Origin of the sequence: Bhargavaea massiliensis (assembly GCF_050480245.1) — a bacterium.
GTDB lineage: Bacteria > Bacillota > Bacilli > Bacillales > Anoxybacillaceae > Anoxybacillus.
The window spans coordinates 33,504-47,254 of record NZ_JBCNEQ010000030.1 but is presented as its reverse complement, the minus strand read 5'-3'; the positions used below and the strand labels follow the sequence as shown (position 1 = coordinate 47,254).

Sequence of the window (13,751 nt, the reverse complement as noted above, 5' to 3'; positions counted from 1 at the left end):
TTTAACATGTAGCTGATTACCGTATATGTGCAAGCAATCCAAAAGGAATAAGAACGATAGCACGTATTTTTCACATATGATAAAATAAAATGAATATTGAAACAACAAAAAGAGAGGATGGCATAAAATGACGAAAAGAATGTTGGTCTCGATGCTTATCGTTCAACCAAGTCATATGACTCCAAATGGTTGGCAAGGATGTCCAGAATGCTTATAGGGGGGAGGAGATGAACGACCAACATATTCAACTTCAACAAAAAGTGATTCATTATCGCTCGGAAGTGGCAAAATATAAACAACTTTTGCAGCTTGCTGAAACCGAACTAAAACGTGAGCAGCTGCGCAATCATTATTTGCAAAAACAGCTTGAACAAATGGATGAATATGAACAAACGATCGAAAAGCTCGAACAACAGCTTCTGTTTTACGAAGTGGCTCTTGAAGAAGAAAAAAAGCGAAAAAAAGAAACAAAAAAAGAAGAGATCGTGCGCGCCCACGCCTATTTTGCATATGCCGTCATGATCCCGGAAGAAAAAGAAGAACATGTGACGATTGTTGGCGATTTCGTCATTGAAAATATCGGCAATACGCCGCTCAATGACCCGATCATTTGTCTTCGTCTCCGCCCCGCACATCACGCTCAGTTAAGCGGAAAATTTTCATTTCGCCAACTGCAAGAAGAAGGCGGATGGACGTTTGCGGTCGAAGATTGGCGCCAAAAAGTAAAAGAAGGGGAATATTGGCTAAAACCGATCGACCAGACAACGCTTTTACCAAATGAACAATTGCGCTTCCCGTCATTTGAATTGAGCATCGTACAAACGATTGTCGTCGAAGCGTTCGTTTATTTCCGCCAGCTCAAGCAAGGAATCCCCTCCTTCAATCATATCGTCGTCAATAAATAAGCAGGCATCCGCCCGCTTTTTTTATTGGCTCCATTTTTGGACAACGACTTCGATAAGCGCAGCACCTCCTGCAATCGCTAAAATCCATACAACTGGCATGATCACATGCGGTACATATATAACGCCAACGTACAACGCTGCTGCGCACCATACCCCTGTACACCAATGGCAGCTTAACAACTCCCCGATCCATTTCCGTATTCCCGTCCCTTTCACGACAATATACGTCTCTCCATCTTGTTCGAACTCATCATGAAACGGCGCGCGCAAAAACGACGTAATACGGTCATATACAATGAGGTGCGTCAAGCGAAACGAAGCAATACATAAAAGAAAAAAGTGAAACGCATCCATCTTTCTCGCCTCCTCGCTCTACTGTATGTGAAATACGGTGAAAAAATGTCGGCAAACCGCCCATTCCCCTTTTCCTTTCCGTACATATAATGCGATGAGATAGACGAAGAAAGGAGTGGAACGAGTGTATCGCATTTTTTTCAGCAAAGACTTTTTAGCAAAAAAAAAACAAATAAAGAAAAAGCGCTCGCACTTGCTCACGAAGGACGAAAACGAGCGAAAACGACGTTTTCATTCGCAAACACAGCCGAGCAGCTTGAGCGTGTATATATTACGATTTGCCAATAAGCGATACCGATACGACATGTTCAATCGGGATCGTGATCGTTTTTTCTTCATCGCTTAGCGTAAGGACGACTTTTTTCTTATCGCACGTTTGAATAACCCCTTCATACGTCTTGTTTTTCGTTTTCAACTCACACGTCACTGGCCGAAGCTCGTTTGGCAGCGTCGCTAAAAACTCAATGCGCTCGATCGTATCCATGTCGCGAAAGTTCGCAAACGATGGCGGTGGATACGACGGCTTTTCTTTTTTTGTCCGAAACATCTGTTGCATATAGCACGTTTTTGGCCCTAAATTCGGCTGAACGATATACAACAACGGTGCATTTTCCACATGCTTTTTCATTTCCACACCCCTCCCTTTTACGACTACTATATGCGCAAAAAGAAACGGGCATGCCATAATACATAAAAAGCTGTTTGGCATCGACCAAACAGCTTTTTCATTACCGCGCTAAAATATGATAACCTGAGTCGACGTGAATCGTTTCGCCTGTGACGCCGCGCGATAAGTCGCTAAATAAAAATAGAGCAGTATCGCCTACTTCTTCTTGTGTCGTTGTACGGCGCAGCGGTGCGCGTTCTTCAATTTCTTTTAAAATCGAGTTAAAGTCGCCGACGCCTTTAGCTGATAATGTGCGAATCGGACCTGCGGAAATGGCGTTGACACGAATGCCGTATTTGCCTAAGTCGTTTGCTAAATATTTGACGCTCGCTTCCAATGACGCTTTCGCTACGCCCATAACGTTATAGTTTTGTACGACGCGCTCGCCTCCTAAATACGTTAACGTGACGATGCTTCCGCCTTCTGTCATTAACTCTTTCGCCGCTTTCGCCACAGCTGTTAATGAATATGCGCTAATGTTGTGCGCAAGCAAAAATCCTTCGCGATCGACGTTCATATACTCGCCTTCTAAATGCTCTTTATTCGCAAACGCGATACAATGCGCAAGGCCGTGAATGACGCCTACTTGTTCTTTGATTTGCGCAAAGCACGCTTCAATTTCTTCATCTTTCGTCACATCGCAAGGCAATACAAGCGCTGTGTCATCTTCTAACGTCGCAACGAGTTTTTTCACTTCATTTTCAAAACGCTCGCCTGCATATGTAAAAATTAATCGCGCCCCTGCCGCATGAAGCGCACGCGCAATGCCCCAGGCGATGCTTCGTTTATTTGCCACACCCATAATGACGTACGTTTTTCCTTGTAATGATAATTGCATGTTCGTTCATCCCCTTAAAATTATGATTTGTTATTAGAACCTAGTATTAATATGATTATAACAAAAAATTCCCTACTTTCAAATAGGGAATTATAATAAATAGTCCATAAACATCGTTGCTAAACCGAAATAAATGAGAATGCTAATTAAGTCGTTAATCGTCGTAATAAACGGACCAGAGGCAACGGCAGGGTCGATGCGCAGTTTATGCATAAAAAGCGGAATGAGCGCCCCAGCGACTGTGGCAACCGTCAGCGTCGCAAATAACGCCAGCCCGACGAGCATCCCTAAGAAAAATTGTTGCTTCCATACATACACGACAATCGTAATGACGACGCCACACGACAACCCAATAATCAGCCCTGTCAACGCCTCACGCGCGATCATACTCCACCTTCCTTCTTTTTCGAAATCCCCCATCGCTAAACGGCGCACCGCGACCGCTAACGACTGCGTCCCTGTATTTCCTGACATCCCCGCAATGAGTGGAATAAACACTGCTAAAATCGCAACTTTTTGCAGTGTATCTTCAAAGCGGCTAATTAAATTCGCCGTCATCATGCCTAAAAACAATAAAATAATAAGCCATGGCAGCCGTTTTTTCGCCGCTTCAAACGGATTGCGCTGAATGTCGACATCAGGAACCCCGGCAAGCTTCGAATAGTCGTCTGTCGCTTCTTCAGAAATGACGTCGACGATGTCATCAACGGTAATAATACCAAGCAAATGATTGTTCGCATCGACGACAGGAAGCGCTAAAAAGTTGTAATTTTGCATTTTGCGGGCAACGTCTTCTTGATCTTCATCCACGAATACGGAAACGACGTGATCGTTCATAATGTCGGCAATCATTTGATCGTCATCGGATGTCAATAGCTCGCGAAGCGACAATACGCCAACGAGCTGGCGCTGTTCATTCACGACATACAAATAATAAATCGTTTCCGCATTCGCTGCTTCTTTTTTCAAAATTTGCATCGCCGAACGCACCGTTTGGTTGGCATGAATGGCGATATATTCCGTTGTCATAATGCTTCCGGCCGTATATTCTTTATAATGAAGCAGCCCTTGAATATCTTTCGCCGCTTCATCATCCATAATCGTTAAATAATTCGCCACTTCTTTTTTATCGAGTTCATTTAATACGTCCACGGCATTATCAGCATACATGTGCGCGAGCATTTGCGCCACAAATAACGGATCCATTTCCGACAAATAAATTTTATATTCATCTTCTTCAATGTCGAGGTGGTCAAAAATTTCCGCCATTTCCGCTGGCGACAAATATTCATACATCCGCTTTCTTACTTCTGGGCTTTGTTCGACGTAAAACTTCGCCCGATCATACGGATGCAATTTTAAAAACTGTCGGCGAAACTCTTCCATCTTTTCATCGTATAAAGCTTGCAACATGGTGTTTCCCTCCTCTCGACGAAAATCGCTTTTTTTATTATGCGCGAATCTTTGCCAACTTGCAACCGACAATGTAAAATGATAATGCACGATGAAACGCAGGGGGAACAACGATGGAAAATGAGAAAACAGTTCAAACGAAAATAGATTATCATTTATTGTTTATTTTATTTTTAATTGCGATCGTGAGCGCCGTCGCCATCGAAAGTGCGCGCGAGACGCTCCCTGTCAAACTGCAACATATTAACTTTGCGCAAAAACAGCTCATGTGGTACGCCATCGGTGCCGTCGTCATTGCCGTGACGATGCTTGTCGATTACGATCGACTATTTAAAATCGCTTGGTATTTATATGGCTTCGGTATCATTCTTTTGCTTGGATTAGAATTGAACGTACCGGGTACATTAACGATTAAAGGAGCAACGAGCTGGTACAGACTGCCGGGCGGAAACTTTCAGCCGTCTGAGCTGATGAAAATTTTTATGATTATCGTCATAAGCCGCATGATCGTCAACCATCGTGAAAAATACCATGATCCGACGTTGCAAGACGATTTGAAACTGCTCGGAAAAATCGGTCTGTCGCTACTACCGCCGCTCTTTTTACTTGCGCGTCAACCGGATATGGGGATGTCGATGGTGTTTATGGCGATCACCGGCTCGCTTATTCTCGTGTCTGGCATTCGCTTGCGCATTATCGTCGCTATCGTTAGTCTCGCTGTACTCGGAGCGACAGCCTTTATCGTGGCGTTTTTATATTTCCCAGACGTATTAAAAATTCAACAATATCAATTAAACCGTTTTTACGGCTGGTTGAATCCGTACGAATATTCAAGCGATCAAGGGTTTCAGCTTATTAAATCGCTACTGGCGATCGGATCTGGGGAATTATATGGAAAAGGATATAAAAACTTAGACGTCTATTTACCAGAGTCGCATACCGACTTCATTTTTAGCATTATCGGAGAACAATTCGGCTTTATTGGGGCAAGCATCGTCGTGTCGCTCTTTTTCTTATTAATTTACCGCATGATTCAAATTGCGCTAGAATGCCACGATCCGTTTGGCAGTTATTTATGCGCCGGCGTCATCGGCATGATTACGTTCCAAGTGTTCCAAAACGTCGGCATGACAATCGGGTTGCTGCCGATTACCGGTCTTCCGCTTCCATTCGTCAGCTACGGCGGAAGCTCGCTTGCCACATACATGCTTGCGATCGGGCTCGTCTTAAACGTCCGCTCCCGCACACAAAAATTTATGTTTTCTGCTGAACAATGATAGCCGCTTGCATGCGGCTATTTTTGTAGAAAGGAGCAAACGATGTACGATATTATTGGCGATATTCACGGTTGTTTTCATGAATTGATGTCGTTAACAAAAAAGCTTGGCTACGTCTGGGAAAATGATGTCCCGATTCATCCGAACGGGCGAAAGCTCGCCTTCGTCGGTGATTTAGCCGATCGCGGTCCGCAATCGTTGCGAGTCATTGACACGGTCGTTGCGCTCGTTCAACAAAATAAAGCGGTGTACGTTCCGGGCAACCATTGCGACAAGCTGTATCGTTTTTTTCTCGGTCGAAACGTGCAAATTACACATGGACTTGAAACGACAGTAGCGGAATGGGAACAAGCAGATGAAAAAACAAAAACGCGCATTCGTACGCAATTTATGAAGCTGTACGAAGACGCCCCGCTTTATGCCGTCTTAGACGATGGAAAACTTGTGATCGCCCACGCCGGCATTCGAGGGGACTATATTGGCAAATCGAATCAAAAAGTAAAAACATTTGTGCTATACGGCGATATTACAGGAGAAAAACATCCAGACGGCTCCCCTGTGCGCCGAGATTGGGCAAAACATTACCGGGGAGATGCGCTCATCGTATATGGACATACGCCGGTCAAAGAGCCGCGCTGGCTAAACAACACCGTCAACATCGACACCGGCTGCGTATTCGGCGGACAACTCACAGCGCTTCGCTATCCAGAAATGGAGACCGTTTCTGTTCCATCAACGATGCCATATGTCGCAGAAAAATTTCGCCCGTTTGATTAAAGCAAACGGGCGATGTCGTCAGGGAGCGGCGCATGAAACGTCATCGTTTTTTCGAGAAATGGATGAAAAAACGTCAGCTCACAACTATGCAACGCTTGGCGGTCGATATGTTCCCGAAAACCGCCATACAAATCATCACCAACGAGCGGATGACCGATATGAGAAAAATGAACGCGAATTTGATGCGTTCGCCCCGTCTCTAATTGAATCGACACGTGCGTCATATCGTTTTTATGCTGCAATACTTCATAATGCGTGACCGCTCGCTGACCGTCTGGCCGCACTTCCCGCTCGATGATGCTGTCGCCTTTTCGTCCGATCGGCGCATCAATCGTTCCAACAAGCGGGGTGACATAACCGTGGCAAACCGCTTCGTACCGCCGTTTCACCCGCCCTTGCTTTTGTTGTTCGCTAAGTAAATGATGCACATGGCGATGCTTTGCGACAAGCACAAGCCCGGACGTATCGCGGTCAAGCCGTGTGACGACATGCACCGTCGTTTGTAACTGTTGTTGTTCGTAATGATACAATAACGCATTCGCAAGCGTCCCATGCGGATGTTCACGCGACGGAATGGTTGCCATATGCGGCGGCTTATCGACGACGATAACATAATCGTCCTCGTACACAATCGAAAGCGGAATCGGCTGAGCGACCATGTGTACACTTTTTTGTTCGGGAGGAAACGAAACGCACACTTCATCGCCTGCTTTTAGCACGTAACGGACGGTCACAGGCACATCGTTCACTTCGATCCGCCCCCCTTGAAATTTAATATCGGTGAGCGCTGTTTTTGAAATATGTTGTTGTTTCAAAAATTCACGAACGAGCATGCCGTCTTGTTGTTGTGTGACGATCCAACGAAGTTGAAACATACGAATCCCTTTCTACTGAATAAATGATTCGCGTACACGCTTCCAAAATGGGAACGGACGGAAACGGGCAAAGCGAATTTTTTCATCGGCGACGCGGCATTGAATCGACTTCACATCTTTATGAAGTAGCGACAAATGGTCAATCGTAATTTGAAAATCGACGTCATTGACCGGCTTTAACATACACGTATGATGCGCTGGCAAAATAAGCGGTGAGCCGATCGTTCGGAAAATGCGGTTGTTAATGGACGCCATTTCTGCGACTTGAATCGCTTCAAGCGACGGATGTAAAATCGCCCCGCCAAGCGCTTTATTGTATGCCGTACTTCCCGATGGCGTCGAAATGCATAACCCATCCCCGCGAAACGTTTCAAACAAATCGCCGCGAATTTCAACGTCCATCACAAGCGTCCCTGCAACGCTTTTTACTGTACATTCATTGAGCGCTAAATATTTTGCTTCGCGTCCGCCGCGCACATATCGAATCGTTACTTCTAAAAGCGGGTATTCCACGATTTGATATGGCGTTTTCGCAATCGCAATGACGAGCTTTTCAATTTCATCTGGCACCCAATCGGCATAAAAGCCTAAATGGCCCGTATGTACCCCGACAAACGCCGTCTGTTCTAACCGGCTCCGATAGCGATGAAACGCATACAACAACGTCCCATCCCCGCCGACTGAAATGACGATATCCGGCTCATCTTCATCATACGTTAAACGAAAATCGGTTAAATATGTGCGAATTTTATACATACATTCGTTTGATATCGCATCCCCTTTGGATATGACTGCAAATTTCACGCGCCTCACCCCTTGTTATCTTTTACGTCTTGCTTACGCGAAAACGCCGCTTGCGCCTCTTGAATTTCAAAACGAATTTTCGACATTTCCTCGTCTAACAAATATGCGGCTTCTGCGGCGCGCTGCAATCGTTGGCGAATATCTTCTGGAAACTTGCCGCTATATTTGTAGTTTAACGAATGTTCAATCGTCGCCCAAAAGTTCATCGCAAGCGTGCGAATTTGAATTTCCACTAAAATGTTTTTTTCACCGTAAATCATTTGCACCGGATAACGAATGACGACATGATACGAACGATAACCGCTCTCTTTTTTTTGTGTAATGTAGTCGCGTTCCTCGACAATCGTAAAATCGTTTCGCTTGCGCAACAGTTCAACGACCGTTTGAATGTCATCGACAAATTGACACATCATACGCAAACCTGCAATATCTTGCATTTGTTCTTCGAGTTGATCGAGCGGAATATTTTTCTTTTGCGCCTTATCTAAAATGCTCGCAATCGGCTTCACTCTTCCGGTCACAAATTCAATTGGAGAATGCACCCCTTGCATTTCAAATTGAGCGCGCATCCCTTTTAACTTTACTTTCAACTCCTCGACCGCCTGTTTATACGGCGCTAAAAAAAATTCCCAATGTCTTTCCATTCAACCACCTACTTATGCGAAAAATGCCGTTACCGCCTGTTCCATTTCTTCACCGTAGTTTGCATTTCCTGCAATATTTTCGATTAAGTATGCCACTTCTTCATGAATGCCTTCTAACTCGATTGTTGCATCGTTTCCGACAAGAAACACCGGCTCGCTTGTACGAAGCGCTTCTTTAATCGCCCCCCATACTTCCTTTGGCATAATGACATAAACGAACGCATCCGCTGCTTCTAATATGTATGCGAACGCACATGCATCCGAATCAACAAGCATATGGCGTTTCGCTTGTAACCCTTGAAGCGACGCCTCACATAAAAAGTACCATCCGTTTTCTTTTTTTTCTGCTGTATGTACATATATTTTCATATTTGTTCCTCCGTCATCCATGATGTCCGCCTTTATTTTACCACATTTCACCTAGCGATGTTCACTAGTTGCACTTTTTCGCGTACATGTTGATAATAAAAGTAGAATGATGTAAGGAGAAAAAACGATGAAGCACGAATTAGAAATTGAATTTAAAAATATGTTGACAGCCGACGAATTTTCTCGTTTCACGACAGCGTTTGCGGTGCGCGATGAGGAATGGGACGTGCAACAAAATTATTATTTTGACACGCCAGACTTTCAACTGAAACAACAAAAAAGCGCATTACGCATTCGTTTCAAAAACGGCTCATATACATTAACATTAAAACAACCATACGAAGACGGGCTGTTAGAAACGCATGAACCGCTAACGCCTGAAGCCGCGACAGCACTTATTTCGGGTGCGACATCACTTCAAGGCGACATCGCCAACATATTGCAGGCGCTTCATATCGATCCGACAGCGATCGTTTGTTTCGGATCGCTCACAACTCGGCGCGCGGAACGCCCGTATAAAAACGGCACGCTCGTTTTCGATTATAACGAATATATGAACGTAGCTGACTATGAAGTCGAATACGAAGCGAACGAACGAGCAGAAGGGGAAAAAACGTTTACGCAACTGCTCGAATCGTTTCATATTCCAAAACGAAAAACGAAAAATAAAATTGAACGATTTTACGAAGCTAAATACGAAACGGAGCGATCGTCATGAATGTGCAACAATTGAAATTGCTTCTTGAACTGCAAGCGTTGCAACATTTACAAGGAAAAAAAGAAGCGCCAACAACATCGTTTCACGACCTATTTCGCGGGCTGTTAACACCAGAGACGAACGAAGAAACGGAAACAATGCGCCTATCTCTTCCGCTTATGACAAGCGAAGAAACGAAAGCGCCGACATATAAAGCGAGCGCACCTCTTCATAAAGATACGATACATCAATGGATTGACAAAGCTGCAGCGAAATACGATGTCGATCCGAAACTCATTTATGCGGTCATTCGCCATGAGTCCAACTTTAACCCACAAGCAAAAAGCCGCGTCGGCGCGATGGGACTGATGCAATTAATGCCGAGCACGGCGCGCATGTTAGGGGTACAAGACGCCTTCGATCCACAACAAAACATTGAAGGCGGGACAAAATATTTACGCCAGCTTCTCGATCGGTACGACGGCAACATGGCACTTGCGCTTGCGGCTTATAACGCCGGGCCGGGAAATGTCGATAAACACGGGGGCATTCCACCGTTTCGCGAAACGATGAACTACGTGAAAAAAGTCATGCAAACGTACTACTCCGCAAGTCACATCGTTTGAGATTCAAGACTGTCGTTGTTACAATATTGATATATCTCGGCAAAGGAGTTTTTTGTATGTTTCAATCCCCTTATGAAGCGCTTGGAGGCGAACAAGTTGTCGCAAAGCTCGTCGATGCATTTTATGAACGGGTGGCGAAACATCCTGATTTAGCGCCGATTTTTCCAAAAGACTTAACAGAAACGGCGCGAAAACAAAAACAATTTTTAACACAATATTTAGGCGGCCCTCCGCTATATACAGCCGAACACGGACATCCGATGTTGCGCGCTCGTCATTTGCCGTTTCCAATTACACCAACGCGCGCAAAAGCATGGCTCGCTTGCATGCACGAAGCGATGGATGCGATCGGACTGAAAGGGCCAGTGCGCGATGAATTGTATCAACGCCTTGTTTTAACTGCCCAACATATGATCAATACACCAGAGGACGAGCGAAAGGAGCATGAAGGTGAATGGTAAGCAAGAAGGAACGGCAAAGCAATTAGAAATTTACTTATTTGTCGATCCTCTTTGCCCAGACTGTTGGGCGCTTGAACCCGTTTTAAAAAAATTATGGGTTGAATACGGACAATATTTTGCTTTGCGTCACGTCTTAATCGGTCAACTCGATCGGCTGAATGGCGTCGGTTATAAACGAATCGATCGGCATGCGTCGCGCGTCGGCATCGCCTGTGAAGACCGCGTGCTTCTTCAAACACCGTTGCCGATCCCATACATTGCTTCACTCGCTGTGAAAGCAGCCGAATTGCAAGGGCGTCAAGCGAGCATTCGCTTTTTGCGTCAACTACAAGAAATTGTATTTATTCAAGGCAAAACGATTACAGAAACAAACACACTCATTCAATGCGCCATCGATGCTGGTTTAGATGTGCAAGAGTTTATAAACGACTTATCTTCCCCAAGTGCCGTTAAAGCGCTACAATGCGATTTAAAAATTAGTGCAGAAATGGACGTTCGCGAAGTTCCAACGCTCGTCTTTTTTAACGAAAACATTGAAGATGAAGGCATTAAAATTTCAGGTTGTTATCCGTACGACGTATATGTCGATTTAATCCATGAAATGCTCGGATTTCATCCTCAACCATCTTCACTTCCACCAATTGAACAGTTTTTACATCATGCGCTATTTGTTACGACCGATGATATTGCCATGGTATACAACATCTCGCACAGCAAAGCGGAATGCGAATTAAAAAAGTTGCGTTTAAAGCAAAAAGTGGAGAAAATCGGCTCATTTTGGCGCTGGATCGGATAAAGAAAAAGGACTCGGGGGACGCCGAGTCCTTTTTCTTTGTCATAAAGACAACAAAGGGGATGGGAGAAATTTTTCACGGTCAAACAAAGGGGTATAAGTTTGTTTGATTGTGATTCACTTCACGTTTATATATTAACAGACTCCTTTATGCCTTGACAAGTGCTTTGTTTACTTGTTCACACATTTGTCATAATTATTTTCGTTTTTGCTTATTATGAATACATAGAGGGGGGAATACGATGTTCATTTTACATATTGTTTGGATTGTTGTCGCACTCATCATTCACTTTTTTGCATTAATGCGTTTATTTCCTTTATTTATATCCATTCCGTTTTTATTCCTTTCTTTCCTTTCGTTTTTCAATTATTTGAACAACCGCCACCGCTTTCGCGGATTTCATTGAAAAAAGGCGACGCACGGTCGCCTTTTACAATAGTTGCTCGAGTTCTTGTAATTTTTGTTCGAACACTTGACACGCTTGTTCAATCGGCTCAGGCGCTGTCATATCGACACCTGCTTTTTTCAACACTTCAATCGGATAATCGGAGCTTCCGGCTTTTAAAAACTCAATGTATCGCTCAACCGCTGGCGCACCTTCTTCTAAAATTTGTTTGCTTAATGCGGTCGCAGCGCTAAAGCCTGTCGCATATTGATACACATAATAGTTGTAGTAAAAATGCGGAATGCGCGCCCATTCTAAACCGATTTCTTCATCGATGACGACGCCATCCCCGAAATACGTTTTGTTTAGCTCATAATATTTTTCCGTCAATACTTTGGCGGTCAGCGCTTCCCCGTTTTGTGCCATTTGATGAATCATATGTTCAAACTCCGCAAACATCGTTTGACGGAACACCGTCCCTCGGAACGTTTCTAAATAATGGTTTAATAAATATAACTTTTTCTTCTCGTCATCGATCGTTTTTAATAAATAATCGTTCAACAACGCTTCGTTGCACGTCGATGCGACTTCCGCAACGAAAATCGAATAGTTTCCGTACGGATACGGCTGATATTTGCGCGTATAGTAACTATGCACCGAATGGCCAAACTCATGGGCAAGCGTAAATAAGTTGTTCACATTATCTTGCCAGTTCATTAAAATGTACGGATTCGTTCCATATGAACCAGACGAGTACGCTCCACTTCGTTTGCCGCGCGTTTCTTGCACGTCAACCCAACGGTTATCAAACCCTTCTTTCACGATCGAAATATATTCGTCACCTAGTGGCGTCAATCCTTTTAACAATATGTCTTTTGCTTCTTCATACGTCACTTTCATATCGACTTGTTTGACAAGCGGCGTATATAAATCGTACATATGCAATTCATCTAATCCGAGCACGCGCTTGCGCAATTGAACGTAACGATGCAAAAGTGGCAAATAGCGATGAATCGTTTCAATTAAGTTATCGTACACCGTTTCAGGAATTTGGTTTTTACTTAATGCCGCCTCGCGCGCTGAGCGATAGTTGCGAACGCGCGCAAAAAAGTTATTGCGCTTCACCGCTCCGCTTAACGTGCTCGCAAACGTATTTTCATATTTGCGATATGTATCGTATACCGCTTTAAATGCATCGCGGCGGACGCGGCGATCTTCGCTTTCAAGGAAACGAATGTAACGGCCGTGCGTCACTTCCACTTCTTCGCCATTTTCATCTGTAATCGTCGGAAAACGCAAATCAGCATTATTTAACGCCCCGAACGTATTGCTTGATGCGTTCATCACTTCCGCCGCCTGTGCAAGCAACGCTTCTTCTTTTTCCGATAACACGTGCGGACGTTGGCGGTTCATTTCATCTAATTCATGCGCATACAAACGAAGCGGCTCGTATTGTTGTAAAAACGTGCGCAACACATCTTCATCCATCGCTAAAATTTCTGGCACGATAAACGCCGTCGCTTGACCTGCTTCCGCATACAACCCTTCTGCTCTCGTTTCCAATCCTTGATAAAGCGAATTAGCCGTATCTTCGTCATGGCGCATATGTGCGTACGCATATAATTTTCCTAGTCGCATGAACACATGGTCGCGATATTGTAACGCCTCGTATAACATCTGTGCGCTTTCCCCTAATCTGCCTTTATACTCCGAAAATTTCGGAAGCAGTGCTTGAATTTGTTGAAATTCTTGTTCCCATTGTTCATCCGTCGCAAAAATATCTTCGAGACGCCATGTGTACTCTACCGGAACGTCTTTGCGTGTCGGCAACGTTTTTGCCATGTTCATCACCTCTTACATCAAAA

The 13,751-nt window shown here is 44.4% G+C and carries 17 protein-coding genes; 8 read left to right on the top strand and 9 right to left on the bottom strand.

What is annotated here, in order from left to right; translation table 11 throughout:
- Positions 1-227: 227 nt before the first annotated feature.
- The gene (locus tag ABEV15_RS07495) at positions 228-905 is read left to right on the top strand and encodes a hypothetical protein (RefSeq protein WP_498852839.1); all 678 of its coding nucleotides are present in this window, start codon (positions 228-230) and stop codon (positions 903-905) included.
- 21 nt (positions 906-926) lie between these two features.
- Here the strand turns inward: ABEV15_RS07495 and ABEV15_RS07490 are convergent, their stop codons facing one another.
- The 4 genes from ABEV15_RS07490 to mgtE all read right to left on the bottom strand — a co-directional run bounded on the left by ABEV15_RS07490 (position 927) and on the right by mgtE (position 4,177).
- On the bottom strand, positions 927-1,259 hold the full coding sequence (locus ABEV15_RS07490) for a DUF1360 domain-containing protein (RefSeq protein ID WP_429631499.1): 333 nt from the start codon (positions 1,257-1,259) through the stop codon (positions 927-929).
- Between the two features lie 271 nt (positions 1,260-1,530).
- Positions 1,531-1,887 (bottom strand): CotO family spore coat protein, encoded by a 357-nt coding sequence (locus ABEV15_RS07485; RefSeq protein WP_498852838.1) that lies wholly within the window; start codon positions 1,885-1,887, stop codon positions 1,531-1,533.
- Positions 1,888-1,987: 100 nt separating this feature from the next.
- Positions 1,988-2,764, bottom strand: coding sequence for an enoyl-ACP reductase FabI (fabI, locus tag ABEV15_RS07480; protein ID WP_128356807.1), 777 nt, complete (start codon positions 2,762-2,764; stop codon positions 1,988-1,990).
- A 90-nt stretch (positions 2,765-2,854) separates the two neighbouring features.
- Positions 2,855-4,177: a magnesium transporter gene (gene mgtE, locus ABEV15_RS07475; protein ID WP_498852837.1), complete on the bottom strand. Its 1,323-nt coding sequence runs from the start codon at positions 4,175-4,177 to the stop codon at positions 2,855-2,857.
- A gap of 113 nt (positions 4,178-4,290) precedes the next feature.
- Between mgtE and ABEV15_RS07470 the strand changes: the two genes are divergently transcribed.
- Entirely contained in the window at positions 4,291-5,454 is a 1,164-nt protein-coding gene (locus ABEV15_RS07470; RefSeq protein WP_498852836.1) for an FtsW/RodA/SpoVE family cell cycle protein, read from the top strand.
- A 42-nt stretch (positions 5,455-5,496) separates the two neighbouring features.
- Positions 5,497-6,231 carry a bis(5'-nucleosyl)-tetraphosphatase PrpE gene (gene prpE / locus ABEV15_RS07465; protein WP_498852835.1) on the top strand — a complete coding sequence of 245 codons (735 nt, stop codon included), beginning with the start codon at positions 5,497-5,499 and terminating at the stop codon, positions 6,229-6,231.
- Here prpE and ABEV15_RS07460 read toward each other — a convergent pair.
- Genes ABEV15_RS07460 through ABEV15_RS07445 form a run of 4 tightly spaced genes read right to left on the bottom strand, consistent with a single transcriptional unit; the run spans position 6,228 to position 8,923 of the window.
- The gene (locus tag ABEV15_RS07460; protein WP_498852834.1) at positions 6,228-7,106 is read right to left on the bottom strand and encodes an RluA family pseudouridine synthase; all 879 of its coding nucleotides are present in this window, start codon (positions 7,104-7,106) and stop codon (positions 6,228-6,230) included. The genes prpE and ABEV15_RS07460 overlap by 4 nt on opposite strands.
- A gap of 12 nt (positions 7,107-7,118) precedes the next feature.
- Complete coding sequence (locus ABEV15_RS07455) at positions 7,119-7,910, bottom strand: NAD kinase (RefSeq protein ID WP_498852833.1); 792 nt, start codon at positions 7,908-7,910, stop codon at positions 7,119-7,121.
- Positions 7,911-7,915: 5 nt separating this feature from the next.
- Positions 7,916-8,554 (bottom strand): GTP diphosphokinase, encoded by a 639-nt coding sequence (gene yjbM, locus ABEV15_RS07450; RefSeq protein ID WP_498852832.1) that lies wholly within the window; start codon positions 8,552-8,554, stop codon positions 7,916-7,918.
- 12 nt (positions 8,555-8,566) lie between these two features.
- Positions 8,567-8,923: a UPF0738 family protein gene (locus ABEV15_RS07445; RefSeq protein WP_004891794.1), complete on the bottom strand. Its 357-nt coding sequence runs from the start codon at positions 8,921-8,923 to the stop codon at positions 8,567-8,569.
- 127 nt (positions 8,924-9,050) lie between these two features.
- Between ABEV15_RS07445 and ABEV15_RS07440 the strand changes: the two genes are divergently transcribed.
- From ABEV15_RS07440 to ABEV15_RS07420, 5 genes are all read left to right on the top strand, one after another.
- Positions 9,051-9,641 carry a CYTH domain-containing protein gene (locus ABEV15_RS07440; RefSeq protein ID WP_429631481.1) on the top strand — a complete coding sequence of 197 codons (591 nt, stop codon included), beginning with the start codon at positions 9,051-9,053 and terminating at the stop codon, positions 9,639-9,641.
- On the top strand, positions 9,638-10,246 hold the full coding sequence (locus tag ABEV15_RS07435) for a lytic transglycosylase domain-containing protein (protein WP_498852831.1): 609 nt from the start codon (positions 9,638-9,640) through the stop codon (positions 10,244-10,246). The genes ABEV15_RS07440 and ABEV15_RS07435 overlap by 4 nt, the downstream gene beginning before the upstream one ends.
- Positions 10,247-10,302: 56 nt before the next feature.
- The gene (locus tag ABEV15_RS07430; protein ID WP_429631477.1) at positions 10,303-10,707 is read left to right on the top strand and encodes a globin domain-containing protein; all 405 of its coding nucleotides are present in this window, start codon (positions 10,303-10,305) and stop codon (positions 10,705-10,707) included.
- Positions 10,691-11,503 carry a ClpXP adapter SpxH family protein gene (locus tag ABEV15_RS07425; RefSeq protein WP_498852830.1) on the top strand — a complete coding sequence of 271 codons (813 nt, stop codon included), beginning with the start codon at positions 10,691-10,693 and terminating at the stop codon, positions 11,501-11,503. Before ABEV15_RS07430 ends, ABEV15_RS07425 begins: the two co-directional genes overlap by 17 nt.
- Positions 11,504-11,742: 239 nt before the next feature.
- On the top strand, positions 11,743-11,907 hold the full coding sequence (locus ABEV15_RS07420) for a hypothetical protein (protein WP_429631473.1): 165 nt from the start codon (positions 11,743-11,745) through the stop codon (positions 11,905-11,907).
- Positions 11,908-11,931: 24 nt separating this feature from the next.
- Here the strand turns inward: ABEV15_RS07420 and pepF are convergent, their stop codons facing one another.
- Positions 11,932-13,728 carry an oligoendopeptidase F gene (gene pepF, locus ABEV15_RS07415; protein WP_498852829.1) on the bottom strand — a complete coding sequence of 599 codons (1,797 nt, stop codon included), beginning with the start codon at positions 13,726-13,728 and terminating at the stop codon, positions 11,932-11,934.
- Positions 13,729-13,751 lie beyond the last annotated feature (23 nt).